We start from the raw sequence: 24,389 nt of genomic DNA, 5'->3' as shown, positions 1-24,389 counted from the left end.
CCGGAGACAGACATGCGCATCCAGCACCTGATCGGCGGACGTCCCGTCGACAGCACCGCCACCTTCGAGACCGTCAACCCGGCGACGCAGGAGGTCCTCGCCGAGGTCGCCCGTGGCGGCGAGGCCGAGGTCCATGCCGCCGTGCAGGCCGCCAAGGACGCCTTCCCGGCCTGGGCCGCGCGCCCGGCCACCGAACGCGCCGCGTTGATGCGCAAGCTCGGCGAGCTGATCACGAAACACGTGCCCGAGCTGTCGCGCACCGAGACGCAGGACACCGGCCAGACGATCTCGCAGACCGGCAAGCAGCTGGTGCCGCGGGCGGCCGACAACTTCAACTACTTCGCCGAGATGTGCACGCGCGTCGACGGCCACACCTACCCGACGCCGACGCACCTGAACTACACGCTGTTCCATGCGGTCGGCGTGTGTGCGTTGATCAGCCCGTGGAACGTGCCCTTCATGACATCGACGTGGAAGGTCGCGCCCTGCCTGGCCTTCGGCAACACCGCCGTGCTGAAGATGAGCGAGCTGAGCCCGCTGACCGCCGCGCGGCTGGGCGAGCTGGCGCTGGAAGCGGGCATCCCCGCCGGCGTGCTCAACGTCGTGCACGGCTTTGGCGGCGAGGTCGGCGAGCCGCTGGTGTCGCACCCGGACGTGCGCGCCATCTCCTTCACCGGCTCGACCGTGACGGGCAACCGCATCGTCCAGAGCGCGGGCCTGAAGAAGTTCAGCATGGAGCTGGGCGGCAAGAGCCCGTTTGTCGTCTTCGCCGATGCGGACCTGGACCGCGCGCTCGATGCCGCGATCTTCATGATCTTCAGCAACAACGGCGAGCGTTGCACGGCCGGCAGCCGCATCCTGGTCGAGCGCCGCATCTATGCCGACTTCGCCGAGAAGTTCGCCGCCCGCGCCCGCCGCATCGTCGTGGGCGACCCGATGGACGAGAAGACCATCATCGGACCGATGATCAGCGCGGCCCATCTGGAGAAGGTGCGCCGCTACATCGAGCTGGGCCCGAAGGAAGGCGCGACGCTGCTGTGCGGCGGACTCGATGCACCCGAGCTGCCGGCCCATCTGCAACGTGGCAACTTCGTGCGCCCGACCGTCTTCGCCGATGTCGACAACCGCATGAAGATCGCGCAGGACGAGATCTTCGGCCCGGTCGCCTGCCTGATCCCGTTCGACGACGAGGCCGATGCGATCCGCATCGCCAACGACATTCAATACGGCCTGTCCAGCTACGTCTGGACCGAGAACATCGGCCGCGCGCATCGCGTGGCCGCCGCGATCGAGGCCGGCATGTGCTTCGTCAACAGCCAGAACGTGCGCGACCTGCGCCAGCCCTTCGGCGGCACCAAGGCCAGCGGCACCGGCCGTGAAGGTGGCACGTGGAGCTACGAGGTGTTCCTCGAACCGAAGAACGTTGCGGTGTCGATGGGCTCGCATCACATTCCGCATTGGGGAGCATGACATGACGCCCCCACGTTCACTTCGTTCACTGCCCCCCGAGGGGGCGCAGGCCACCTTCGGGGCGGCCCTTCAGGAGTCCTGACATGGGCCACGTCGCACTCGCCGCCAAGATCACCCACGTCCCGTCGATGTACCTGAGCGAACTGCCTGGCGAACGCCACGGCACGCGTCAGGACGCGATCGACGGCCACCGCGAAATCGCTCGACGCTGCAAGGCACTGGGCGTCGACACGCTGGTCGTGTTCGACACGCACTGGCTCGTCAACGCGAACTACCACATCAACTGCGCGCCGCATTTCAAGGGCAGCTACACCAGCAACGAGCTGCCGCACTTCATCGCCAACATGGCCTTCGAGTCGCCGGGCAACCCCGAGCTGGGGCAGCTGCTGGCGCGGGCCTGCACGGCGCAGGGCGTCGAGACGCTGGCGCATCACGCGACCACGCTGGACCCGGAATACGGCACGCTGGTGCCGCTGCGCTACATGAACGCCGATCAGCACTTCAAGGTGATCTCGGTCTCGGCCATGTGCACCGTCCACTACCTCAACGACAGCGCGCGGCTGGGCTGGGCGATGCGTGAGGCGATCGAGCGCGAGTACGACGGCCGCGTGGCCTTCCTCGCCAGCGGCTCGCTCAGCCACCGCTTCGCGCAGAACGGCCTGGCGCCCGAGTTCGGCTTCAAGGTCTGGAGCCCCTTCCTGGAGACGCTCGACCGGCGCGTGGTGCAGATGTGGGAGAACGCCGAGTGGCCGGCCTTCTGCGAGATGCTGCCCGAGTACGCCAGCAAGGGCCACGGCGAAGGCTTCATGCACGACACCGCGATGCTGTTGGGCGCCCTGGGCTGGAGCGGCTACGACGGCCGCGCCGAAGTCGTCACGCCGTACTTCGGTGCCTCGGGCACGGGCCAGATCAACGCGATCTTCCCGGTCACGCCGCAGACCGGCGCGCAGGTGCCGGCGCCGCAGGCCTCGCGGGCCACCGGCTACCGCGACATCTCGCGTCTGTGAGGAAAGGGTCGACGCCATGCCCCATCTCGTGATCCTCTACACCGCCACGCTGGACCGTCCGGCCGGGCAGGGCGGCACCGACATGACGGCGCTGTGCCGCGCGCTGGCCGACACGATGGTCGAGCAGCGTGACGAGGCCGGCAAGACCGTCTTCCCGCTCGGCGGCGTGCGCGTGCTGGCCTACCCGGCGGCGCACCACGCCGTGTCGGACGGGGGTGCGGCCGGTCGCGCGGCCGGTGGCGACGGTGTCTACGACTTCGTCTACCTGAACCTTCGAATGGCACGCGGTCGCAGCGCGGCCGTCCACCAGCAGGTGGGCGAGGCCTTGACGGCCCGGACCCGCGCCCACTTCGCGCCACTGCTGGCCGCGCGCCACATCGGCATCACGCTGCAGGTCGACGAAGGCCCGGAGGTCTTCGACGCCAAGACCAGCACGCTGCACCCGCTGTTCCAGACACCTGCCGGCACCACACCGAAAGCCTGAGGCCATGCTCGCACCCGACCTGATCGAACAACTGGCTCAGCAGCTGAGCCAGGCCCGCAAGACCCGCACGCCGCTGCGCCAGTTCTCGCGCCAGTACCCGGAGATGACGATCGAGGACGGCTACGCCATCCAGCGCGCCTGGGTGCGGCTGGAGCTGGCCGCCGGCCGCACGATCAAGGGCCGCAAGATCGGCCTGACCTCGCGTGCGATGCAGCTGTCCAGCCAGATCACCGAGCCCGACTACGCGCCGCTGATGGACGACATGTTCTTCGAGTCCGGTGGCGACATCCCGGTCGACCGCTTCATCGCGCCACGGGTCGAGGTCGAGCTGGCCTTCATCCTGGGCAAGCCGCTGAAGGGCCCGGGCGTGACGATCTTCGACGTGCTGTCGGCGACCGACTATGTCGTGCCGGCGCTGGAGATCATCGACTCACGCATCGAGCAGTTCGACCGCGAGACGCGGGCCATGCGCAAGGTCTTCGACACCATCAGCGACTTCGCCGCCAACGCCGGCATCGTGCTGGGCGGCCGGCCGGTGCGGCCGCTGGATGTCGACCTGCGCTGGGTCGGCGCGATGCTGCACAAGAACGGCGTCATCGAGGAGACCGGCCTGGCCGCCGGCGTGCTGGGCCACCCGGCCACCGGCGTGGCCTGGCTGGCCAACAAGATCGCCCCCTACGACGAGGGCCTGCGGGCCGGTGACGTTGTGCTGGCCGGCTCGTTCACGCGGCCGACACCGGCCGTCAAGGGCGACAGCCTGCATGCCGACTACGGGCCGCTGGGCTCGGTGTCGTTCCGCTTCGTCTGACGGTCTGGAGTCCCGACATGTCCGATCCCCACGTGCGTCCGGCCCGCTTCAGTGCCGAGGAATGGGCGGCCCGCGTCCAGCTTGCGGCCTGCTACCGGATCTTTGCCCACCTGGGCTGGTCCGAGCTGATCTACAACCACATCTCGCTGCGCGTGAGTGGCGGCGAAGACGGTGAATCGCACTTCCTGGTCAACCCCTTCGGCCTGCACTACAGCGAGGTCACGGCCTCCAACCTGGTCAAGGTCGACACGGCGGGGCGCATCGTCGGCCACAGCGACTGGCCGATCAACCCGGCCGGCTTCACCTTCCACGGCGCCATCCATGCGACCTTGCCCGACGCGCATTGCGTCATGCACGTGCACACCACGCCGACGCTGGCGGTGTGCTGCACGCAGGAGGGCCTGAGCTACACCAACTTCTACGCCGCGCAGCTCTGGGGCCAGGTCGCGTACCACGACTTCGAGGGCATCACCGTCCACCTCGACGAGGGCCGGCGCATCCTCGCCAGCGCCGCCGGCAAGCCGGTGCTGCTGCTGCGCAACCACGGCCCGGTGGTGATCGGCCACAGCCTGGCCCAGGCCTTCAGCCTGATGTGGCTGGTGCAGCGGGCCTGCGAGGTGCAGGTCGCGTCGCAGGCGCTCGGGCCGCTGCGGGCGATACCCGTGCCGGTGCTGGAAGGCTGCGTGCGCGACTCGCTGAACTTCGACCCGCGCTTCGGCGCCGGACAGGACGCCTTCGCCGCGATGCAGCGGCTGATCGACCGCATCGACCCGGGCTACCGCGCCTGACAGCCGAGTTCGCCATGTTGCCCATCCCCACCAACACCTTCCGCGACGCGCTGCGTGCCGGCCGCCCCCAGATCGGCCTGTGGGTCGGACTGGCCGATGCCAACGCGGCCGAGGCGCTGGCCTGCACCGGCTACGACTGGCTGCTGCTGGACGGCGAACACGCGCCCAACGACCCGCGCACGGTGCTCGACCAGCTGCGCGCCATCGCGCCCTATCCCGTACAGGCGGTGGTGCGGCCGGTGCAGGGCGACGTCGCGCTGGTCAAGCAGTACCTCGACATCGGCGCGCAGACGCTGCTGGTGCCGATGGTCGACACGGCCGAACACGCCGCGTTGATGGTGCGGGCGATGCGCTACGCGCCCGAGGGCATCCGCGGCATGGGCGCGGCGCTGGCGCGGGCCTCGCGCTGGAACCAGGTCGACGACTACCTGAACCAGGCCAACGACCAGATGTGCCTGCTGGTGCAGGCCGAGAGCCCCTTGGCCATCGCCAACCTGCGCGACATCGCCGAGGTCGACGGCGTCGACGGCGTGTTCTTCGGCCCGGCCGACCTGTCTGCCTCGATGGGCCTGCGCGGCCAGCCCAACCATGCGGACGTGCAGCGCGTGATCCTCGACGGCATCGCCACGGTGCGCGCGGCCGGCAAGGCCGCGGGCATCCTGAGTGCGGACCCGCTGGCGGCGCAGCGCTACCTCGATGCGGGCGCGCTGTTCGTCGCCGTCGGTGTTGACACCAGCCTGCTGGTCAAGGCGGCGCGTGAGCTGCGCCAGCGCTTCCGGCCGGGTGGCACCTTGCCAACAGCCCCGTTGCCATCGGACCTTCCGCCGACCGGCCCCTACTGACGCGCTGAACGGCGCGCCGGCCCGACACCTTTCCCTCCCCCGTCCACCAGCCGAGACCTTGCGGGTCACGGCTGGCGGGCGGACTCGTCCCTGCATCACCTCATTCCATTCCAGACCGGAGACCCCGATGAACAAGCCTTCCTTCCAGAACGTCCTCAGCCGCCGACACCTGCTCGGCAGCGCCGCAGCCCTGGCCCTGGGCAGTCCGCTGGCAGCCCTGGCGCAGGACGACCGGCCGATCGAGTGGGTCGTCGGCATGGCCGCCGGCGGTGGCTCGGATGTCGTGGCCCGCACCGTCGCCGAGGCGATGGGCAAGCAGCTCGGCCGCAACATCGTGGTCGTCAACAAGCCCGGTGCGGCGACCAACATCGCCGCCGACTACGTTGCCAAGGCGCGCGACGTCGACAACGTGCTGCTGACCGGCGACTTCGCGACGCTGGCGTCCAACCCGTGGCTGTACGGCAAGCTCAGCTACAACGCCGAACGCGACCTCGGCAGCGTCGGCATGCTGGTGCGATTCCCGCTGATCGTGGTGGTGTCGCCGGAACATCCGGCCCGCAGCTTCAAGGACCTGGTGGCCTGGATCAAGGCGCAGAAGGACCCGGCGAGCTATGCCTCGCCCGGCGCCGGCACGCCGCACCACCTGGCCACCGAGCTGCTGCTGCGCAAGGTCGGCCTGAAGGGTTCGCACATCCCGTATCGCGGCGCGGCCCCGGCGCTGCAGGACGTCATCGGCGGCCAGGTGCCCTACATGCTGGTCGAGTCGGCCGGCGGCATGCCGCTGATCCAGTCCGGCAAGCTGCGCGCACTGGCGGTGGGCACGGCCCGGCGCATGGCGACCCTGCCGGACGTGCCGACGCTGCAGGAGCAGGGCGTGGCCGGCTTCGAGGCCTTCGCCTGGCAGGGCCTGTCGGTGCCGGCCGGAGCCTCGCCCGCCAACGTCGCGCGCCTGAGCAAGGCGCTGCAGGCGGCGCTGGAGTCGACGATGGTCAAGGCGCGTTTCCAGGCCCTGGGCGTCGAGGCGATGCCCGGCACGCCCGAGCAGATGAACCGCTTCGCCAAGGCCGAGCGTGAACGCTGGGGCGCGCTGATCAGCGAGCTGCAGCTCAAGCTCGATTGAAGGGAAGGGCGATGAACACGACGATGTCTTCGATCGCCTTGCGCGATGCCAGCCTGTTGCGCCAGCAATGCCTGATCGACGGCCAGTGGGTCGATGCCGATGCGCTCGGCACGATCGAGGTCCGCGACCCGGCCAGCGGCGAATGGCTGGCGCAGGTGCCCGATGCCGGCGCGGCCGAGACGCGCCGCGCCATCGAGGCCGCCGAGCGGGCCTTGCCGGCCTGGCGCGAGCGCACCGCCGAGGACCGCGCGCGGCTGCTGCGGCGCTGGTTCGAGCTGCTGATGCAGCATCAGGACGACCTCGCGCTGATCATGACCCGCGAGCAGGGCAAGCCGCTGGCCGAGGCGCGTGGCGAGATCGCCTATGCCGCGTCCTACATCGAGTGGTATGCGGAAGAGGCGCGCCGGCTCTATGGCGACGTCTTGCCGTCGCCCTGGGCCGACAAGCGCATCGTGGTGCTGAAGGAGCCGGTCGGCGTCTGCGCCGCGATCACGCCGTGGAACTTCCCCGCCGCGATGATCACGCGCAAGGTCGCACCGGCCCTGGCGGCGGGCTGCACCATCGTCGTCAAGCCAGCCTCGCAGACGCCGCTGTCTGCCCTGGCGCTGGCGGTGCTGGCCGAACGGGCCGGCATCCCGGCGGGCGTCATCGGCGTCGTGACCGGGCGGGCCTCGGCGGTCGGCGGCGAGCTGACCGCCAACCCGGCGGTGCGCAAGCTGACCTTCACCGGCTCGACCGAGGTCGGCCGCGTGCTGGCCGCGCAGAGCGCGCCGAGCCTGAAGAAGCTGTCGATGGAGCTGGGCGGCAACGCGCCCTTCATCGTCTTCGACGACGCCGACCTGGACGCGGCGGTCGAGGGCGCCATCGCCTCCAAGTACCGCAACACCGGCCAGACCTGCGTCTGCACCAATCGCCTGCTGGTGCAGGACGGCGTCTACGAGGCCTTCGCCGAGAAGCTCGCCGCTGCCGTCACGAAGCTCCAGGTCGGCGCCGGCACCGAGCCCGGCGTGCTGCAGGGGCCGCTGATCGACGCCAAGGCGCTGGCCAAGGTCGAGGAACTGGTCGCCGATGTGGTCGCGCAGGGCGGCCGGGTCGTCACCGGCGGGCGCCGCCACGCGCGGGGCGGCACCTTCTACGAACCGACCGTCCTGACCGATGTCACCGCGTCGATGAAGGTCGCGCGCGAGGAGATCTTCGGCCCGGTGGCGCCGCTGTTCCGCTTCCACGATGACGAGCAGGCGATCGCGATGGCCAACGACACCGAGTTCGGCCTGGCCGCCTACTTCTACACGCAGAGCCACCGCCGCGTCTGGCGCGTCGCCGGTGCGCTGGCCTACGGCATGGTGGGCATCAACAGCGGCGTCATCAGCACGGCGGTCGCGCCCTTCGGCGGCGTCAAGCAGTCGGGCATGGGCCGCGAGGGCTCGAAGTACGGCATCGACGACTACCTGCAGACCAAGTACCTCTGCGTCGGCGGGCTCTGATCACGGAACGGGGCGGCAACGTCCGGGTCCGGACGTTGCGGCAAGGCCCGGGTCGACCTGTTCACTGACCTGTCCATGCGATGGGAAAACCCGCTTCATAAGAGGTCAGATGTCTTACTAATATGGTGGACATTGCACGATCCCACCACCCACAGGAGACACCTTGCGTCCATCACCTTCGAGCCTGAACCCGTCGACCACTCCGGCCCCGGCCCCGTCACGCACGTTCGGCCTTTGCCTGCTGGCCGCCAGCGTCGCCAGCGCCGTCGCCGCCTGCGGGGGCAGCGACAGCGCCGCGCTGACCGCGGTCGAACCGAGCCGCACGGCCTCGGTCAACCCCGTCATGGCCTGCGCGGCGCTGGCCGGGCAGACCGTCGCCGAGGTCCTGGTGACCTCCGCCGTCCCGGTGCCGCAGACGGCGACGCTGCCGGCCTATTGCAAGGTCAACGGCACACGGACCGGCACCGAGCTGGACCTGGAAATCCGTCTGCCCGACACCTGGACGCAGCGCTATGTCCAGCAGGGCGGCGCCGGCTTCGACGGCTCGATTCCGGCGGTCGGCACGAACAACACGGCGCTGAGCCTGCACGCCGTCCAGGGCGCGACCAATGGCGGGCATCGTGATCCGAGCGGCGCCGGTTTCCTCCACAACCCGGCCCGGATCCAGCTCTACGCGCACACCGCGATCGGCTACGGCACGGCATTCGGCAAGGCCGTGACGGCGCGCTACTACGGCCGCAACCCGAGCTACGCCTACTTCGAAGGCTGTTCGAACGGGGGTCGGGGGGCCTTCAACGCGGCCGACAAGTACGGCTCGCAGTTCGACGCGGTCATCGCCGGTGCCCCGAACAAGAACCTGCCCGGTCTGGTCGAGCAATGGACCCGCGCGACCCAGCTGAGCCTGCCGCCGGCCGACAAGCTGAGCGCCATCCATGCGGCGGCGGTGCAGAAGTGCGACGCGCTGGACGGCGCGACCGACGGGATCATCTCGAACGGGGCGGCCTGCCGCTTCGATCCGACCGTCGACCTGCCGGCCTCGGCGGGCGTGACGGCGGTCCAGGCCGCCGCGATCCGCACGCTGATGACCGACCTGAAGCTGGCCAACGGCACCACGATCTATTCGGGCATCGGCTATGGCGACCTGCTGCAGTGGGGCCCCATGTACGCCGCGCTCGGCATCGGTCACATGAAGAACGTCGTGCGCAGCGACGCGAACTGGAACCCGGCGACGTTCTCGGTCGACGGCGACTACGCGGCGATCGACAGCGTGACCGGCGGCTACGGCTTCAGCGCCTCGACCGGCGGGCTGGCCAGCTTCCTGATGGCCGGCAAGAAGATCGTGATCTGGCACGGCTCGGACGACTCGCTGCTGTCGCACCGCGAGACCATCCGCACCTGGCAGCCGGTGGCGGACGCGGCCGGTGCGGCGGCGCAGAACGCGCGGCTGTACATCGCCTCGGGCGTGAACCACTGCGGCGGTGGCGACGGGGCCGACACCTTCGACCTGCTGACGCCGACGATGGCCTGGGTCGAACACGGCACGGACCCGGGCACGCCCACCGCGTCGAAGCTCGGCAGCGACGGCACGGTGCAGTTCACGCGGCCGCTCTGCCAGCACCCGGCCTACCCGAAGTACAAGGGTTCGGGCGACCTGCGCAGCGCGGCGAGCTACGCCTGCAGCACCAGCTGAGCGGCCTGCGCCGTCCGGCATCCGGCCAGCGCCGGACATGAAAAAGCCCGGCCTTGGCCGGGCTTTGTGCTGTCTGCGGGGCAGGGCGGCGTCAGCCGGTCACAGCACCTTGGCGATCGAGTCGACCACGTAGCCGAGGTTCTGGTCGTTGAGCGCGGCCACGCAGATGCGGCCCGAGTCGACGCCGTAGACGCCGAACTCGTCGCGCAGGCGGAGCATCTGGTCCTTGGTCAGGCCCGAGTAGCTGAACATGCCCTTCTGCTGGGCGATGAAGCTGAAGTCGCGGTTGACGCCGGCGGCCTTCAGGCGCTCGACCAGCGCGGTGCGCATCTGGCGGATGCGGGTGCGCATGCCGGCCAGTTCGTTCTCCCACTGCTGGCGCAGTTCCGGCGTGGTCAGCACGGTGGCGACGACTTGCGCGCCATGCGTCGGCGGGTTGGAGTAGTTGGTGCGGATGACGATCTTCAGCTGCGACAGCACGCGGCCGGCCTCTTCCTGGCTGCCGCAGACGACGCTGAGCGCGCCGACCCGTTCGCCGTAGAGCGAGAAGCTCTTCGAGAACGAGGTCGAGACGAAGAACTCGATGCCGGCGGCGAGGAACTTCTGGACGGCCGCGCCGTCCTCGGTGATGCCGTCGCCGAAGCCCTGGTAGGCCATGTCGAGGAAGGCGACGAGGTTGCGCGACTGGACCGCGTCGACGACCTGGTCCCACTGGGCCGGCGTGATGTCGTAGCCGGTCGGGTTGTGGCAGCAGGCGTGCAGCACGACCACGGTGCCGGCGGCGGCCGAACGCAGCGCGCCGATCATGGCGTCGAAGTTCACGCCCTTGGCGGCGGCGTCGTAGTACGGGTAGGTGCCGACCTCGAAGCCCGCGTTGGTGAACAGCGCACGGTGGTTCTCCCAGCTCGGGTCGGAGATCAGCACCTTCGCGCCCGGGTTGACGCGCTTGAGGAAATCCGCGCCGATCTTCAGGCCGCCGGTGCCGCCGATGGCCTGCACCGTGGCAACCCGGCCGCCCTTGACGACGGCGCTGTCGGCGCCGAAGACGAGGCCCTGCACGGCCTTGTCGTAGGCGGCGATGCCGTCGATCGGCAGGTAGCCGCGCGCCTTGGGCGCTTCCATCATCTGGCGCTCGGCCGCGATGACGCACTGGAGCAGCGGCAGCTTGCCGTTCTCGTCGAAGTAGACGCCCACGCCCAGGTTGACCTTGGCGGGGTTGGTGTCGGCACCGAATTGTTCGTTCAACCCGAGGATCGGGTCACGCGGCGCCATCTCGACGGAGGTGAAGAGGGACATGGTCTGGCCTGTCGGCAGGAGTTGGAGGGAGAAAACGCCCTGAGTTACCCTGAGCGGTTGTCGAAATTTTAGCGGTGAGGACAGGTTCAGCATGAGTGAACGCATGAGCGCAGCCCGGGGCACCGACCTGCCGGTCGCCCACCCGGCGGAGGCCACCGACGCGCCGCCCGGGCAGGGCACCTTCGTGCGCTACGAGGGTTCGCCCTTCGAGCTCTACCAGCCGTACCCGCCGGCCGGCGACCAGCCCGCGGCGATCGACGCGCTGTGCGAGGGCATCTCCGACGGCCTGACCTTCCAGACGCTGCTGGGCGTGACCGGCTCGGGCAAGACCTACACGATGGCCAACACCATCGCGCGGATGGGCCGCCCGGCGATCGTCTTCGCGCCCAACAAGACGCTGGCCGCGCAGCTCTACGCCGAGTTCCGCGAGTTCTTCCCGCACAACGCGATCGAGTACTTCGTCAGCTACTACGACTACTACCAGCCCGAGGCCTACGTCCCGCAGCGCGACCTGTTCATCGAGAAGGACAGCTCGATCAACGAGCACATCGAGCAGATGCGGCTGTCGGCCACCAAGAGCGTGCTGGAGCGCCGCGACACGGTGATCGTCGCGACCGTCAGCGCGATCTACGGCATCGGCAAGCCCGAGGACTACACCCAGATGCGCTTCATCGTGCGCGTGGGCGACCGCATCGGCCAGCGCGACGCCATCGCGCAGCTGATCCGGATGCAGTACACGCGCAACGACACCGACTTCTCGCGCGGCGCCTTCCGCGTGCGCGGCGACACGATCGACATCTTCCCGGCCGAACACTCGGAACTGGCCGTGCGCATCGAGATGTTCGACGACGAGATCGAGTCGCTGCAGCTGTTCGACCCGCTGACCGGCAAGGTCCGCCAGAAGGTGCCGCGCTTCACGATCTACCCGTCCAGCCACTACGTGACGCCGCGCGAGCGGGTGCTGGCGGCGATCGACGGCATCAAGAACGAGCTGCGCGAACGGCTGGCCGAGTTCGTCGCCGCCGGCAAGCTGGTCGAGGCCCAGCGCATCGAGCAGCGCACCCGCTTCGATCTGGAGATGCTCCAGGAGGTCGGCCACTGCAAGGGCATCGAGAACTACAGCCGCCACCTGTCGGGCGCGCAGCCGGGCGAGCCGCCGCCGACGCTGGTCGACTACCTGCCGCCCGACGCGCTGATGTTCCTGGACGAGAGCCACGTGCTGATCGGCCAGCTGGGCGGCATGTACAACGGCGACCGGGCGCGCAAGACCACGCTGGTCGAATACGGCTTCCGCCTGCCCAGCGCGATGGACAACCGGCCGCTGCGCTTCGAGGAGTTCGAACGCAAGATGCGCCAGGCGGTGTTCGTCTCGGCCACGCCGGCCGACTACGAGAACCGCAACGCCGGCCAGGTGGTCGAGCAGGTCGTGCGCCCGACCGGGCTGGTCGACCCGACGGTGGAGGTCCGGCCGGCCACGCACCAGGTCGACGACGTGCTGCAGGAGATTCGCCAGCGCGTCGTCATCCACGAGCGCGTGCTGATCACCACGCTGACCAAGCGCATGGCCGAGCAGCTGACCGACTACCTGTCGGAGAACGGCGTCAAGGTGCGCTACCTGCACTCGGACATCGACACGGTCGAGCGGGTCGAGATCCTGCGCGACCTGCGCCTGGGCACCTTCGACGTGCTGGTGGGCATCAACCTGCTGCGCGAGGGGCTGGACATCCCGGAGGTGTCGCTGGTGGCCATCCTCGATGCCGACAAGGAAGGCTTCCTGCGGGCCGAGCGCAGCCTGATCCAGACCATCGGCCGGGCGGCGCGCAACGTCAACGGCAAGGCGATCCTCTATGCCGACCGCATCACCGAGTCGATGCGCAAGGCCATCGGCGAGACCGAGCGGCGGCGCGCCCGCCAGGTCGCCTTCAACGCCGAACACGGCATCACGCCGCGCGGCATCCGCAAGCAGATCAAGGAACTGATCGACGGCGTCTACGGCGAGAAGTCCGGCCGCGACGCGGTGCCGACGGACCGCCAGACGGCGGAGGTCGAGGCGCTGTCCGAGAAGGATCTCGGCAAGCGCATCAAGCAGCTGGAGAAGCAGATGCTCGAACACGCCCGCAACCTCGAATTCGAGCAGGCCGCCCGCCTGCGCGACCAGCTGGCCCACCTGCGCGAGCAGGCCTTCGGCGCGGCGGTGTCGGACCATCCGCTGGTGCCGGCGGCGGGCAAGGGGGCGGCATGAGCCGGCCGATGACGGGGCGCCAGACGCCGGCGCTGGTCATCCCGGCCTTCGACGAACGCGCGCCGCTGCGTGTCCTGATGGTCTGCATGGGCAACATCTGCCGCTCGCCGACCGCCGAGGCGGTGCTGCGCCATCACGCCGACATGGCCGGGCTGTCGAGCCGGCTGGTGGTCGATTCGGCCGGCACCCACGCCAGCTCGACCTCCCGGGCGCCGGCCGATCCGCGCTCGGTCGCCCATGCGGCGCGGCGCGGCTACGACCTCGCCGGGCTGCAGTCGCGGCGCGTCAAGGCGGCCGATTTCGACCGCTTCGACCTGGTCCTGGGGATGGACGACGACAACCTCGACAGCCTGCGCGGGCTGTGCCCGCCCGAGCGGTCCGACCGGCTGCACCTGCTGATGAGCTGCGCCCCAGCCGGCGCGCCCCGGGCGGTGCCGGATCCGTACTACGGCGGTCCGGCCAACTTCGAATGGGCACTGGACCTGATCGAGGCGGCCTGCCTGGGCCTGGTCGAACGCCTGAAGAACGACGGAACCTGAGCGGCCCGGCGGTGATCCGACGAACGGGCATGCAGCTGGCGTGCCGACCTCACGCTTCCTGCGGTCTTCCGGTGACCGCTCTATAATCGAGTAAAACACTCGGGATAGAGGGCGAGGGTCAACCAGCTTGCAGCCCCGGGTGCGCCAACCCGGCGTTCCCGATGTTCGCGAGTTCCAGGAGTACACCGCTATGCGATTGACAACCAAGGGCCGTTTTGCAGTGACCGCCATGATCGACCTGGCGCTGCGTGAGCACACCGGGCCGGTGGCCCTGGCGGCCATCAGCTCGCGCCAGCAGATCTCGCTGTCCTACCTCGAGCAGCTGTTCGGCAAGCTGCGCCGCCACGAACTCGTCGAGAGCACGCGCGGTCCGGGCGGGGGTTACTCGCTGGGCCGCAAGGCCGAGGACATCACCGTCGCCGACATCATCGTCGCGGTCGACGAGGCGATCGACGCCACCGGCTGCGGCGGCGGCGAGAACTGCATGGGCGACGACACCGGGCGCTGCATGACGCACGACCTGTGGACCAGCCTGAACGCGAAGATGCTGGAGTACCTGCACTCGATCTCGCTGCGCAGCCTCGTCGAGGACCAGCTCGCCAAGGGCATCTCGGTCGAGGAGGCGCCGATCAAGCGCGCGATCTCGAGCGTGCCGGTGGTCAAGCCGATCAAGGTCACCGCGCCGAACTCGGTCTTCGCCCTGGGCAGCGCGCTCTCCAAGTAACCCGGTTCCACGGAAGACGACCCGGCCCGGCCGAGACCGGCCGAGCCGCTGCCTTGCACGGCAGGTCGATCCCGAAGTTCCCAACCACGACACGCCGGACCACCGGCCCGCATCATGGACATGACCCCGCACTTCCCCATCTACATGGACTACGGCGCGACCACGCCCTGCGACCCCCGTGTGGTCGACGCGATGGTGCCGTGGCTGCGGGAGCACTTCGGCAACCCGGCGTCGCGCAGCCATGCGTGGGGCTGGGAAGCCGAGGAAGCCGTCGAGAAGGCCCGCGTGCAGGTCGCCGAGCTGATCGGCGCCGACCCGCGCGAGATCGTCTGGACCTCCGGCGCGACCGAGTCGAACAACCTCGCCATCAAGGGCGCGGCGCAGTTCTACAAGACCCGCGGCAAGCACATCGTCACCGTCAAGACCGAGCACAAGGCCGTGCTAGACACGGTGCGCGAGCTGGAGCGCCAGGGCTTCGACGCCACCTATCTGGACGTGCAGGCGGACGGCCTGCTCGACCTCGACCGGTTCAAGGACGCGCTGCGCCCGGACACCATCCTGGTGTCGGTCATGGCCGTCAACAACGAGATCGGCGTGATCCAGGACCTCGTGGCGATCGGCAACCTCTGCCGCGAGCGCGGGATCATCTTCCACGTCGACGCGGCCCAGGCCACCGGCAAGATGCCGCTGGACATGGCCACGCTGCCGATCGACCTGCTGAGCCTGGCCTCGCACAAGACCTACGGCCCCAAGGGCATCGGCGCGCTGTACGTGCGCCGCAAGCCGCGCGTGCGCCTGGAAGCGCAGATGCACGGTGGCGGCCATGAGCGCGGCATGCGCTCGGGCACCCTGCCGACCCACCAGTGTGTCGGCATGGGCGAGGCCTTCCGCATCGCCCGCGTCGAGATGGCCGACGAGATCGAGCGCATCCGCGGCCTGCACCAGCGCCTGGTCAACGGCCTGAAGGACATCGAGCAGGTGTTCTTCAATGGCGACCTGGTGCGCCGCGTGCCGCACAACATCAACGCGTCCTTCAACTTCGTCGAGGGCGAGTCGCTGATCATGGGCGTCAAGGGCCTGGCGGTCTCGTCCGGCTCGGCCTGCACCTCGGCCAGCCTGGAGCCCAGCTACGTGCTGCGCGCCCTCGGCCGCAGCGACGAGCTGGCGCATTCGAGCCTGCGGATGACGATCGGCCGCTTCACCACCGCCGAGGAAATCGACTACGCCGTCAGCACCCTGAAGGATCGTGTCGCCAAGCTTCGCGAGCTTTCGCCGCTGTGGGACATGTACAAGGACGGCATCGACATCAGCACGATCCAGTGGGCGGCACATTGATGGTGCCCCCGGCTGCGGCCTGCCGCAGCCACCCCCGAGGGGGTGCGGGGCCGCTTGGGGCGGCCCGGCGCTGGCCCCGAGGTGAAGGCAACGACAAGGAGATAGTCATGGCATACAGCGACAAGGTCATCGACCACTACGAGAACCCCCGCAACGTGGGCGCCTTCGACAAGGGCGACGAGGACGTCGGCACCGGCATGGTCGGCGCGCCGGCCTGCGGCGACGTCATGAAGCTGCAGATCAAGGTCGACCCGGCCACCGGCAAGATCGAGGACGCGCGCTTCAAGACTTACGGCTGCGGCTCGGCGATCGCCTCCAGCTCGCTCGTCACCGAGTGGGTCAAGGGCAAGACGCTCGACGAGGCGCTGACGATCAAGAACACCCACATCGCCGAGGAACTGGCGCTGCCGCCGGTCAAGATCCATTGCTCGATCCTGGCCGAGGACGCCATCAAGGCGGCCGTCGACGACTACAAGGCCCGTCACGGCCAGACCCAGTAAGCCGCGCCCACCGCCATGTCCGTCACCCTCAGCGAAGCCGCCGCGCGGCACGTCACCCGCTACCTCGCCCGACGCGGCAAGGGCGTGGGCGTGCGCCTGGGCGTCAAGACCACCGGCTGTTCCGGCCTGGCCTACAAGCTCGAATACGCCGATGACATCGCCCCCGAGGACCATGTCTTCGAGGACCGCGGCGTCAAGGTCCTGATCGACCCGAAGAGCCTGCCCTACCTTGATGGCACCGAGCTCGACTTCGTGCGCGAAGGCCTCAACGAGGGCTTCAAGTTCCACAACCCGCGCGAGAAGGACCGCTGCGGCTGCGGCGAATCCTTCCGGGTCTGAGCCTGGGCGGGCGTCGACACGGTCGCCCGCCACCATCACCCAAGCGCGGCTCCGGCCGCGCTTTGTCATGTTGCGCATGAACCTCCAAGACGACGACTTCACGCTGTTCGACCTGCCCCGCCGCCAGGCGCTGGACGTGGCCGAGCTCGACGCGCGCTGGAAGGCGCTGCAGGGCGAGGTCCACCCCGACCGCTTCGCGGCCCAGGGCGCCGCCGCGCAGCGCGTGTCGATGCAGTGGGCCGTGCGTGTCAACGAGGCCTACCGCCGGCTGAAGCAGCCGCTGAGCCGCGCCGCCTACCTGTGCGAGCTGAACGGCGCGCCGATCGAGGCCGAGAACAACACGGCGATGCCGGCCGACTTCCTGATGCGCCAGATGGCCTGGCGCGAGGCGCTCGACGAGGCCGCGACGCTGGCCGATGTGGAGGCGCTGGCCGACGAGGTCGCCGCCGAGGAGCGCCGCCTGCACGCCAGCCTGGTCGACCTGATCGACCAGCACGCCGACTGGCCCGCCGCCGCCGCCCGCGTCCGTGCGCTGATGTTCGTGGCGCGCTTCGCCGCCGACGTCGACCGGCGCCTGGACGCGCTGGGACAATGACGCCCCTTTCCGTCGCCACCCCCGTCGCCGCATTCGCCGCCAACCCCGCCGACCGCCCCCGACATCCGAGCTGACATGGCCCTCCTGCAGATCTCCGAACCCGGCCAGACACCGGACCCGCACCAGCGCCGCATCGCGGTCGGCATCGACCTGGGCACCACCCATTCGCTGGTCGCCGCGATCCGCCACGGCGTGCCCGAGTGCCTGCCCGACAGCGCCGGCCGCGTCATCCTGCCGTCGGCGGTGCGTTATCTCGAAGGCGGCAAGCGCTCGATCGGTGCCTCGGCGCTGGCCGCGCAGGCCGACGATCCGCACAACACGCTGGTGTCGGTCAAGCGCTTCATCGGCCGCAGCCTGGCCGACATCGCCGGCGCCGCCGAACTGCCCTACCGCTTCGTCGACCAGCCGGGCATGGTCGCCATCGAGACCCGCGCCGGCATCAAGTCGCCGGTCGAGGTCTCGGCCGAGATCCTCGCGACGCTGCGCCAGCGTGCCGAGGACAGCTTCGACACCGACGAGCTGCACGGCGCCGTCATCACCGTGCCGGCCTACTTCGACGATGCCCAGCGCCAGGCCACCAAGGACGCCGCCCAGCTGGCCGGCCTGAACGTGCTGCGCCTGCTCAACGAGCCGACCGCCGCGGCCATCGCCTACGGGCTGGACAACGCCGTCGAAGGCCTCTACGCCGTCTACGACCTGGGCGGCGGCACCTTCGACATCTCGTTGCTGCGCCTGTCCAAGGGCGTGTTCGAGGTCGTCGCCGTCGGTGGCGATTCGGCCCTGGGCGGCGACGACTACGACGCCCGGCTCGCCAACCACATGCTCGAACGCGCCGGCCAGACCGGCGGGCTGCGGGCGCTCGACGCCCAGACCCAGCGCGCCGTGCTGGTCCAGGCCCGCCGCGTCAAGGAACGGCTGTCCAGCGAGACCGAGGCCGACGTGACCCTGCCGCTGTCGGGCCGTGATGTCGCGCTGACCGTCCGCCGCGCCGAGTTCGAGGCCGCGACCGCCGACCTGACCGACCGCACCATCACGCTGATGAAGCGTGTGCTGCGCGACGCCAAGGTCAAGGTCGACGAGGTGCAGGGCACCGTGATGGTCGGCGGCTCGACCCGGATGCCGGCCGTGCGCGAGGCCGTCGCCCGCCTGTGCGGCCGCGAGCCGCTGGTCAACCTGAACCCCGACGAGGTCGTCGCGCTCGGCGCGGCCGTGCAGGCCCATGCGCTGGCCGGCAACGCCCGCGACGGCGACATGCTGCTGCTGGACGTCACCCCGCTGTCGCTCGGCATCGAGACCATGGGCGGGCTGGTCGAGCGCGTGATCGAACGCAACTCGACCCTGCCGGTGGCCAAGGCGCAGGACTTCACCACCTACAAGGACGGCCAGACCGCGATGGCCATCCACGTCGTGCAGGGCGAGCGCGAGCTGGTGGCCGACTGCCGCTCGCTGGCCCGCTTCGAGCTGCGCGGCCTGCCGCCGCTGGTCGCTGGCGCGGCGCGCATCCGCGTCACCTTCCAGGTCGATGCCGACGGGCTGCTGTCGGTCAGCGCGCGCGAACTCACCTCCGGCGTCGAAGCGGCCATCACCGTCAAGCCCAGCTATGGCCTGAGCGATGACCAGGTCGCCTCGATGCTCAAGGAAGGCTTCTCCGAGGCCGAGGCCGACATTGCCCGCCGCGCCCTGAACGAGGCCCGCGTCGAGGGCGAGCGCCTGGCGCTGGCCACCGACAGCGCACTGGCCGCCGACGGCAACCTGCTGTCGGCCGCCGAACGCGCCGCCATCGAGACGCTGGTGGCCGGCGTGCGCAACGCCAACCGCGGCGACGACACCGCCGCGATCGAGGCCGCCACCCGCGCCCTGACCGAAGGCACCGAGGCCTTCGCCGCCGCCCGCATGAACCGCGGCATCCGCCAGGCCCTGACCGGCCGCCGCATCGAAGACGTCTGAGCCACCGCGCACCCCCACGATGCCCACCATCCAGATCCTTCCCCACGCCGCCCTCTGCCCCGAGGGCAAGACCATCGAGGCGGCGCCCGGCACGTCCGTCTGCGAGGCCCTGCTCGAGAACGGCATCGAGATCGAACACGCCTGCGACATGAGCTGCGCCTGCACCACCTGCCACGTCATCGTGCGCAAGGGCTTTGCGTCGCTCAACGAGATGGACGAGACCGAGGAAGACCTGCTCGACCGTGCCTGGGGCCTGGAAGCCGACTCGCGCCTGAGCTGCCAGGCGATCGTCGCCCGCGCCGACCTGGTCGTGGAGATCCCGCGCTACACGATCAACCACGCCCGCGAGAATCACTGACCGACCGCCGGAGCCCCGCGATGCGCCAGATCTTCCTCGACACCGAAACCACCGGCCTGAACCCCGAGACCGGCGACCGCATCGTCGAGATCGGCTGCGTCGAGATGGTCAACCGGCGCCTGACCGGCCGCCACTTCCACGAGTACCTGAACCCCGAGCGGCCAGGCAACGAGGAGGCGATCAAGGTCCACGGCCTGACCGACGCCTTCCTGGCCGACAAGCCGGTGTTCAAGGCCGTCTCGCAGGCCTTCGTCGACTACGTGCGCGGCGCCGAGGTCGTCATCCACAACGCGGCCTTCGACATCGGCTTCCTCAATGCCGAGCTGAAGCGCGTCGGCCTGCCGCCGATGTCCGAGCTGGTCAGCGGCGTGGTCGACACCCTGCTGATGGCGCGCGAGCAATACCCCGGCAAGGCCAACTCGCTGGACGCGCTGTGCCGACGCCTGGAAGTCGACAACTCCCACCGCACGCTGCACGGCGCGCTGATGGACGCCGAGCTGCTGGCCGAGGTCTACATCCGCCTGACCCGCGGCCAGAACGCACTGGGCATCGACAGCGGCCACGACGACACGCAGGACGACGCCGGCGGAGTCGACGAGGCGCTGATGCAGGTCGACCTGTCCACCTTCCGCCTGCCCGTGATCACCGCCAGCGAGGCCGAGACCTCCGCCCACGCCGCCGTGCTGGCCGAGCTCGACAAGTCCAGCGGCGGCAAGACCGTCTGGCGCCGTCACCCCGACCTGAACCCGGCCGCTGAAGCCACGCCCTGAGGAAAAAAATCACGCCCGGGGCTGGCGCAACCAGTCGTCTCCTTGGCATAATTGCGGTCTTCGCGGCAGCAATGCCAAGAACCCCGAAGCAGGCCAGCCGGTCCCCCGGCCCCCAGATTTCGGGCGGTTAGCTCAGCGGTAGAGCACTGCCTTCACACGGCAGGGGTCGCAGGTTCGAACCCTGCACCGCCCACCAGATCAAGCCCCGTGAATCTCGATTCACGGGGCTTTTTCCATTCCGGATCCCCATGCCCCGTTTGGTCGGGAATGCCTGCGCATGTCCCCGGGCGGGGCCCCCTCAACCCGCCCCCGTCACCCCCATATCCACCAGCGTCTCCAGCAGCCGCTGGCCGCGGCGGGTCCAGTGGAGTTGGAGGTGGCGCGGGGCGGTTGGATCGGGTGACACCTGGAAGCGGATCACGCCCTGTTCGATGCCGCCGCGCACCGCGTCGACGTAGCGGTCGAACTCGGCGTGGGAGTCGGGGTGGACGGCTGCGCGCAGGTCGTCCCAAGTCGGGGCGGCGCGGTCGGCGGACAGGCCGAACATGGTCAGCACGTTGGCGTCGGCCAGGCTGCGGCCGGTCACCAGGTCGCGTTCGAGGAAGCCGATCAGGCCGAGCGTGCGCACGTCTTCCAGCCGCTGGCGCAGGTCGCTCAGTTCGCGCTGGTGACGGCGCAGTTCGCTGATCTCGGTCTGCACGCTGACGAACTGGACGATGCGCCCGTCGGCGTCGCGCACCGGCTCGATGTCGATCAGCGAATCGAACGCCGTGCCGTCCTTGCGGTAGTTGACGATCTCGACGCCGATGCAGCCCTGGCCGCTGCGCAGCGCCTCGCCGAGCCGGCGTATCGACTCCGGGTCCGAGTCGGCCCGCTGCAGCACCGATCCCGGCGTGCGGCCCAGCATCTCGCTGAGCGTGTAGCCGGTGTTGATGCTGAAGGCGGTGTTGACGTGCACCGTGCGCCCTTGCGGGTCGGTCACGACGACCTGGAAGCCGCGATGCGCCACCACCGGGAACTCGCGGCTCGTCGGCTGCGGGTCGAGCACCTGCAGGCTTGGCGTGCCCAGGAAATCCGGCACCGCCGCCGCTTCGAGCGCCCGTGCATACAGCCAGCCTTGTGCCCTGGGGCAGCCCAGCTCGGACAGCATGCGGGCCTGGTCGACCGTCTCGACGCCCTCGGCGACGACCTCCAGGCTCAGCGCGTGAGCCACCTTCACGACCGCCTGCACCAGCGCGCGGTGATAGGCGCTGTGTTCGATGTCGGAGACGAAGGCGCGGTCGATCTTGACCTGCCCGACCGGCAGCTGCTGCAGCGACGCCAGCGACGAATGACCCGTGCCGAAATCGTCCAGCGCCAGCTGGATGCCCAGCCCGCGCAGGGCCGCCAGCGACTGTTCGACGCGCATGCCGCTCATCGCCAGGCTCTCGGTGATCTCCAGTTGCAGCGAACTGCCCGGCAGGCCCGTTTCCTCCAGCATCAGCCGGATCCTCTCGGGCAGGCCCAGGTCGGCCAGCTGCGCGCTGCTCAGGTTGACCGACAGGCGCGGCGGCACCGCCAGCCCCAGTCGCCGCCAGTCCGCGAACTGCTGGCAGGCGTTGACCAGGATGGTCTCGCCCAGCTCGCTGATGAGCCCGGACGCCTCGGCGATCGGGATGAACGCGGCCGGCGATATCTCGCCCTTCTGCGGATGCCGCCAGCGCGCCAGCGCCTCCATCCCGACGACGCGGCCGGTCGCGATCTCGATGATCGGCTGGTAGGCCACCCGCAGCTGGCGCGTCCGCAGCGCCGTGCGCAGGTCGCTCTCCAGCGCCAGCGCGGCCACGGCGCGCGCATGCATGTCGGGCTCGAACAGCACCCATTGGCCACGCGCGCGCTGCTTGGCCTCGTACATCGCCGTGTCGGCGTTGCGCAGCAGGTCCTCGGCGGTGCTGTCGGGCTGCGTCAGCACGACGCCCATGCTGACGGTCGCCACCAGCTCCAGCCCCTGCAGCTTGTAGGGCCGGGCCATCCGGTGAACCAGCCGGTCGGCCAGCGCGGCCACGGCGGCGGCATCGCTGATGCCATCGGCCAGCACGACGAACTCGTCACCGCCCAGCCGTGCGGCCACCGCCGTCAAGGCGCCGCCGGTCGACGTGGCGGCCGGGCCGGCGGGGCTGACGGGAGTGACGGGGGTGACGGGATAGGCCGACCCCGCCGGAGGCGCGAGGTTGGTCAGGTCGTCGACCGGCCGCAAGCCGTGGCGCAGCCGGCGCGCCATCTGCCGCAGCAGGTCATCGCCGGCATCGTGGCCGAGGCTGTCGTTGACCTGCTTGAAGCGGTCGCAATCCATGAACAGCACCGCGAAGGGCTGGCCGGCCAGCAGACGGCTGCGCATCAGCGCCATCAGCGCCGGGCGGTTCGGCAGGCGGGTCAGCGGATCGGTCTCGGCCTGTTCGCGCAGCTCGTGCTGAAGCTGTTCGCGCTCACTCACGTCGGTGACCAGGCCGTGCCAGACCAGATCCGTCGTCGAACGCCGCGCGACCAGCTCCAGCCGTCGCCGGGCCTGGCGCTGCAGCGTCAGCACGACCTTCCAGGTCGACGCGCCCGAGGCCGTCGCCTCCAGCAGCGTGTCGGTGAGTGCGCGCTGACTCTCGGGCGTGAAGACCTTGAGCATCAGCTGCGAGTTCGATGCGGCCTGCGTCGGCGTCACGCCCAGCAGCTCCAGCAGCGTGCTGCTGGCATATGGGAAACGCAGCGACCGGTCGGGCTGCAACTCGACCTGCAGCAGCGCGCCGGGGATCGCGTCCAGGCTGCTGCGGGCGCGTTTCAGGTCCGCCATCAGGCGCTGGCGCTCGTGGCCGGGCGTCAGCATCCCGATGTAGGTCGGCGGTGCCGAACCCGGTTCGACACACCAGGTCGACATCACCGGCCAGGGCGCCCGGTCCGGCCCGTGTCCGACCAGCTCCAGCAGCGTCTCCTGCAGGGCACCCTGCATCTTCAGCGCCGGCCATTGCTGCACGGCCCACAGCAGCTGCGAGGCCGGCATCAGCGCGTTGGCGAAGGGCTGACCGACGACGGCAGGCAGGCTCGTCGACAAGGTCGCGGCCAGCGCCGGACTCAGCGCCAGCACGCGGCCGTCCGCGTCGACCCGCAACCAGTGCCGCGCCAGCAGCGCCAGATCGGGCGGCGCGGTGCCCGGCTGGACGGCGGTGGCGCGGGCGGCGGAGGTGTCGTGTTCAGCCACGCCAGCTCATCCCTTCGCGCAAGACCTCGGCAACCTCGGCGGGCGCGCTGACATGGGGGCAGTGGCCGGTGGCTTGCAGCCTCACCAGACGGCTACTGGGCAGATGCGCGTGCAGCCAGTCGCCGACGGCCAGCGGCGCCAGCGCGTCAGCCTGGCACTGCAGCAGCAGACAGGGCACCGGCACGTGCGGCACCAGCGCGCGGATGTCGCTCAGGAAGGTCGCCCGGGCCCAGCGCAGGGCGATGTCCGGATCCATCGCGCAGAAGCTGTCCGCCAGCCGGCCGGACAGTTCGGGTCGCCCGGGATTGCCCATCAAGACGGGCGCGACGGCCCGCGACCAGGCGGCCTGGCCATCCGCAAGCCCGTCGATCAGCGCCTCCAGCTGCGCCCGGTCGAAGCCGCCCGCGTAGTCCGGCGGATCGTTCATGAAACACGGCGACGGCGCCACCATCACCAGCAACCCGAACCGCCGCGGATCCCGCACGGCGGCCAGCGCCGCGATCGTCGACGCCACCGAATGGCCCACCACGACGGCATCGCGCAGGTCCAGCTCGTCCAGCAGCGCCAGCAGGTCGTTGGCATAGCCATCCAGCCGCGCATGTCGCTCGGCGTCATAGGCGGCAGGATCCGCGCCACCGGCGCCCGGCCAGTCGAACAGCACCCGTCGCGCCATCGGCAGCGCGCCGGCCACGTCCCGCCACAAGGTCTGGTCGCAGCCATAGCCATGCGCCAACACCACCGTCGGCGCCGGCCCGGGGCCCTCGCCGGCGAGGATCTGGACATTCAGTTCACGCTGCATCGCCGTGCTGTCTCCGCACCGGGCTG

At 70.0% G+C, this 24,389-nt stretch carries 22 protein-coding genes and 1 tRNA gene; 20 read left to right on the top strand and 3 right to left on the bottom strand.

The window, feature by feature from the left end:
* Positions 1 to 12 precede the first annotated feature (12 nt).
* The 9 genes from hpaE to ACWA7K_RS13560 all read left to right on the top strand — a co-directional run bounded on the left by hpaE (position 13) and on the right by ACWA7K_RS13560 (position 9,693).
* On the top strand, positions 13 to 1,470 hold the full coding sequence (hpaE, locus tag ACWA7K_RS13600) for a 5-carboxymethyl-2-hydroxymuconate semialdehyde dehydrogenase (protein WP_456161932.1): 1,458 nt from the start codon (positions 13 to 15) through the stop codon (positions 1,468 to 1,470).
* A gap of 83 nt (positions 1,471 to 1,553) precedes the next feature.
* Positions 1,554 to 2,477 (top strand): 3,4-dihydroxyphenylacetate 2,3-dioxygenase, encoded by a 924-nt coding sequence (hpaD, locus tag ACWA7K_RS13595; RefSeq protein ID WP_456161931.1) that lies wholly within the window; start codon positions 1,554 to 1,556, stop codon positions 2,475 to 2,477.
* Positions 2,478 to 2,493: 16 nt separating this feature from the next.
* Positions 2,494 to 2,961, top strand: coding sequence for a 5-carboxymethyl-2-hydroxymuconate isomerase (locus ACWA7K_RS13590; protein WP_456161930.1), 468 nt, complete (start codon positions 2,494 to 2,496; stop codon positions 2,959 to 2,961).
* Between the two features lie 4 nt (positions 2,962 to 2,965).
* A complete protein-coding gene (gene hpaH / locus ACWA7K_RS13585; RefSeq protein WP_456161929.1) occupies positions 2,966 to 3,769 on the top strand; it encodes a 2-oxo-hept-4-ene-1,7-dioate hydratase in 804 nt (267 codons plus the stop codon).
* Between the two features lie 17 nt (positions 3,770 to 3,786).
* Positions 3,787 to 4,557 carry a class II aldolase/adducin family protein gene (locus tag ACWA7K_RS13580; RefSeq protein ID WP_456161928.1) on the top strand — a complete coding sequence of 257 codons (771 nt, stop codon included), beginning with the start codon at positions 3,787 to 3,789 and terminating at the stop codon, positions 4,555 to 4,557.
* 14 nt (positions 4,558 to 4,571) lie between these two features.
* Positions 4,572 to 5,399 (top strand): 4-hydroxy-2-oxoheptanedioate aldolase, encoded by an 828-nt coding sequence (gene hpaI / locus ACWA7K_RS13575; protein ID WP_456161927.1) that lies wholly within the window; start codon positions 4,572 to 4,574, stop codon positions 5,397 to 5,399.
* Between the two features lie 127 nt (positions 5,400 to 5,526).
* On the top strand, positions 5,527 to 6,519 hold the full coding sequence (locus ACWA7K_RS13570) for a Bug family tripartite tricarboxylate transporter substrate binding protein (protein ID WP_456161926.1): 993 nt from the start codon (positions 5,527 to 5,529) through the stop codon (positions 6,517 to 6,519).
* Between the two features lie 11 nt (positions 6,520 to 6,530).
* Positions 6,531 to 8,003, top strand: a complete 1,473-nt coding sequence (locus ACWA7K_RS13565) for an NAD-dependent succinate-semialdehyde dehydrogenase (RefSeq protein WP_456161925.1) — start codon at positions 6,531 to 6,533, stop codon at positions 8,001 to 8,003.
* A gap of 163 nt (positions 8,004 to 8,166) precedes the next feature.
* Positions 8,167 to 9,693, top strand: coding sequence for a tannase/feruloyl esterase family alpha/beta hydrolase (locus ACWA7K_RS13560; protein WP_456161924.1), 1,527 nt, complete (start codon positions 8,167 to 8,169; stop codon positions 9,691 to 9,693).
* Between the two features lie 99 nt (positions 9,694 to 9,792).
* Here the strand turns inward: ACWA7K_RS13560 and ACWA7K_RS13555 are convergent, their stop codons facing one another.
* Positions 9,793 to 10,989 carry an amino acid aminotransferase gene (locus tag ACWA7K_RS13555; RefSeq protein ID WP_456161923.1) on the bottom strand — a complete coding sequence of 399 codons (1,197 nt, stop codon included), beginning with the start codon at positions 10,987 to 10,989 and terminating at the stop codon, positions 9,793 to 9,795.
* Between the two features lie 103 nt (positions 10,990 to 11,092).
* Here ACWA7K_RS13555 and uvrB point away from each other — a divergent pair, with 103 nt between their 5' ends.
* The 11 genes from uvrB to ACWA7K_RS13500 all read left to right on the top strand — a co-directional run bounded on the left by uvrB (position 11,093) and on the right by ACWA7K_RS13500 (position 20,534).
* Positions 11,093 to 13,231 carry an excinuclease ABC subunit UvrB gene (gene uvrB, locus ACWA7K_RS13550; protein ID WP_456161922.1) on the top strand — a complete coding sequence of 713 codons (2,139 nt, stop codon included), beginning with the start codon at positions 11,093 to 11,095 and terminating at the stop codon, positions 13,229 to 13,231.
* A gap of 77 nt (positions 13,232 to 13,308) precedes the next feature.
* Positions 13,309 to 13,770, top strand: coding sequence for a low molecular weight protein-tyrosine-phosphatase (locus tag ACWA7K_RS13545; RefSeq protein ID WP_456168818.1), 462 nt, complete (start codon positions 13,309 to 13,311; stop codon positions 13,768 to 13,770).
* Between the two features lie 190 nt (positions 13,771 to 13,960).
* The gene (locus tag ACWA7K_RS13540; protein ID WP_456161921.1) at positions 13,961 to 14,494 is read left to right on the top strand and encodes an Rrf2 family transcriptional regulator; all 534 of its coding nucleotides are present in this window, start codon (positions 13,961 to 13,963) and stop codon (positions 14,492 to 14,494) included.
* A 114-nt stretch (positions 14,495 to 14,608) separates the two neighbouring features.
* Complete coding sequence (locus tag ACWA7K_RS13535; RefSeq protein WP_456161920.1) at positions 14,609 to 15,829, top strand: IscS subfamily cysteine desulfurase; 1,221 nt, start codon at positions 14,609 to 14,611, stop codon at positions 15,827 to 15,829.
* 107 nt (positions 15,830 to 15,936) lie between these two features.
* The gene (iscU, locus tag ACWA7K_RS13530) at positions 15,937 to 16,329 is read left to right on the top strand and encodes a Fe-S cluster assembly scaffold IscU (protein WP_305749435.1); all 393 of its coding nucleotides are present in this window, start codon (positions 15,937 to 15,939) and stop codon (positions 16,327 to 16,329) included.
* 15 nt (positions 16,330 to 16,344) lie between these two features.
* Positions 16,345 to 16,668: an iron-sulfur cluster assembly protein IscA gene (iscA, locus tag ACWA7K_RS13525; protein WP_130483066.1), complete on the top strand. Its 324-nt coding sequence runs from the start codon at positions 16,345 to 16,347 to the stop codon at positions 16,666 to 16,668.
* A 76-nt stretch (positions 16,669 to 16,744) separates the two neighbouring features.
* The gene (hscB, locus tag ACWA7K_RS13520; RefSeq protein WP_456161919.1) at positions 16,745 to 17,263 is read left to right on the top strand and encodes a Fe-S protein assembly co-chaperone HscB; all 519 of its coding nucleotides are present in this window, start codon (positions 16,745 to 16,747) and stop codon (positions 17,261 to 17,263) included.
* Positions 17,264 to 17,338: 75 nt separating this feature from the next.
* Positions 17,339 to 19,210 (top strand): Fe-S protein assembly chaperone HscA, encoded by a 1,872-nt coding sequence (gene hscA, locus ACWA7K_RS13515; protein ID WP_456210151.1) that lies wholly within the window; start codon positions 17,339 to 17,341, stop codon positions 19,208 to 19,210.
* A gap of 19 nt (positions 19,211 to 19,229) precedes the next feature.
* Positions 19,230 to 19,568 (top strand): ISC system 2Fe-2S type ferredoxin, encoded by a 339-nt coding sequence (fdx, locus tag ACWA7K_RS13510; RefSeq protein ID WP_456161917.1) that lies wholly within the window; start codon positions 19,230 to 19,232, stop codon positions 19,566 to 19,568.
* Positions 19,569 to 19,588: 20 nt separating this feature from the next.
* A complete protein-coding gene (gene dnaQ, locus ACWA7K_RS13505) occupies positions 19,589 to 20,338 on the top strand; it encodes a DNA polymerase III subunit epsilon (protein WP_456161916.1) in 750 nt (249 codons plus the stop codon).
* A 121-nt stretch (positions 20,339 to 20,459) separates the two neighbouring features.
* A tRNA-Val gene (locus tag ACWA7K_RS13500) sits at positions 20,460 to 20,534 on the top strand.
* Positions 20,535 to 20,636: 102 nt separating this feature from the next.
* On the opposite strand, the gene ACWA7K_RS13495 is transcribed toward ACWA7K_RS13500, so the two are convergent.
* Both ACWA7K_RS13495 and ACWA7K_RS13490 read right to left on the bottom strand, forming a co-directional pair.
* Positions 20,637 to 23,564: an EAL domain-containing protein gene (locus ACWA7K_RS13495; protein WP_456161915.1), complete on the bottom strand. Its 2,928-nt coding sequence runs from the start codon at positions 23,562 to 23,564 to the stop codon at positions 20,637 to 20,639.
* Entirely contained in the window at positions 23,557 to 24,363 is an 807-nt protein-coding gene (locus ACWA7K_RS13490; protein WP_456161914.1) for an alpha/beta fold hydrolase, read from the bottom strand. The genes ACWA7K_RS13495 and ACWA7K_RS13490 overlap by 8 nt, the downstream gene beginning before the upstream one ends.
* Between the last annotated feature and the right edge of the window lie 26 nt (positions 24,364 to 24,389).

Source organism: Leptothrix mechoopdaensis (SeqCode) (genome assembly GCF_053893855.1).
The sequence above is the reverse complement of the archived record's forward strand: the minus strand, read 5'-3'. Positions and strand labels throughout refer to the sequence as shown.

Excerpts from the sequence above, each read along its gene's own strand:
- fdx (WP_456161917.1), top strand. The coding sequence starts at position 19,230 with ATGCCCACCATCCAGATCCTTCCCCACGCCGCCCTCTGCCCCGAGGGC.
- hscA (WP_456210151.1), top strand. The coding sequence starts at position 17,339 with ATGGCCCTCCTGCAGATCTCCGAACCCGGCCAGACACCGGACCCGCAC.
- hpaD (WP_456161931.1), top strand. The coding sequence starts at position 1,554 with ATGGGCCACGTCGCACTCGCCGCCAAGATCACCCACGTCCCGTCGATG.
- iscA (WP_130483066.1), top strand. The coding sequence starts at position 16,345 with ATGTCCGTCACCCTCAGCGAAGCCGCCGCGCGGCACGTCACCCGCTAC.
- hscB (WP_456161919.1), top strand. The coding sequence starts at position 16,745 with ATGAACCTCCAAGACGACGACTTCACGCTGTTCGACCTGCCCCGCCGC.
- ACWA7K_RS13535 (WP_456161920.1), top strand. The coding sequence starts at position 14,609 with ATGGACATGACCCCGCACTTCCCCATCTACATGGACTACGGCGCGACC.
- ACWA7K_RS13540 (WP_456161921.1), top strand. The coding sequence starts at position 13,961 with ATGCGATTGACAACCAAGGGCCGTTTTGCAGTGACCGCCATGATCGAC.
- ACWA7K_RS13580 (WP_456161928.1), top strand. The coding sequence starts at position 3,787 with ATGTCCGATCCCCACGTGCGTCCGGCCCGCTTCAGTGCCGAGGAATGG.
- ACWA7K_RS13490 (WP_456161914.1), bottom strand. The coding sequence starts at position 24,363 with ATGCAGCGTGAACTGAATGTCCAGATCCTCGCCGGCGAGGGCCCCGGG.
- ACWA7K_RS13555 (WP_456161923.1), bottom strand. The coding sequence starts at position 10,989 with ATGTCCCTCTTCACCTCCGTCGAGATGGCGCCGCGTGACCCGATCCTC.
- ACWA7K_RS13565 (WP_456161925.1), top strand. The coding sequence starts at position 6,531 with ATGAACACGACGATGTCTTCGATCGCCTTGCGCGATGCCAGCCTGTTG.
- ACWA7K_RS13570 (WP_456161926.1), top strand. The coding sequence starts at position 5,527 with ATGAACAAGCCTTCCTTCCAGAACGTCCTCAGCCGCCGACACCTGCTC.
- ACWA7K_RS13590 (WP_456161930.1), top strand. The coding sequence starts at position 2,494 with ATGCCCCATCTCGTGATCCTCTACACCGCCACGCTGGACCGTCCGGCC.
- hpaH (WP_456161929.1), top strand. The coding sequence starts at position 2,966 with ATGCTCGCACCCGACCTGATCGAACAACTGGCTCAGCAGCTGAGCCAG.
- ACWA7K_RS13545 (WP_456168818.1), top strand. The coding sequence starts at position 13,309 with ATGGTCTGCATGGGCAACATCTGCCGCTCGCCGACCGCCGAGGCGGTG.
- dnaQ (WP_456161916.1), top strand. The coding sequence starts at position 19,589 with ATGCGCCAGATCTTCCTCGACACCGAAACCACCGGCCTGAACCCCGAG.
- hpaI (WP_456161927.1), top strand. The coding sequence starts at position 4,572 with ATGTTGCCCATCCCCACCAACACCTTCCGCGACGCGCTGCGTGCCGGC.
- uvrB (WP_456161922.1), top strand. The coding sequence starts at position 11,093 with ATGAGCGCAGCCCGGGGCACCGACCTGCCGGTCGCCCACCCGGCGGAG.
- iscU (WP_305749435.1), top strand. The coding sequence starts at position 15,937 with ATGGCATACAGCGACAAGGTCATCGACCACTACGAGAACCCCCGCAAC.
- hpaE (WP_456161932.1), top strand. The coding sequence starts at position 13 with ATGCGCATCCAGCACCTGATCGGCGGACGTCCCGTCGACAGCACCGCC.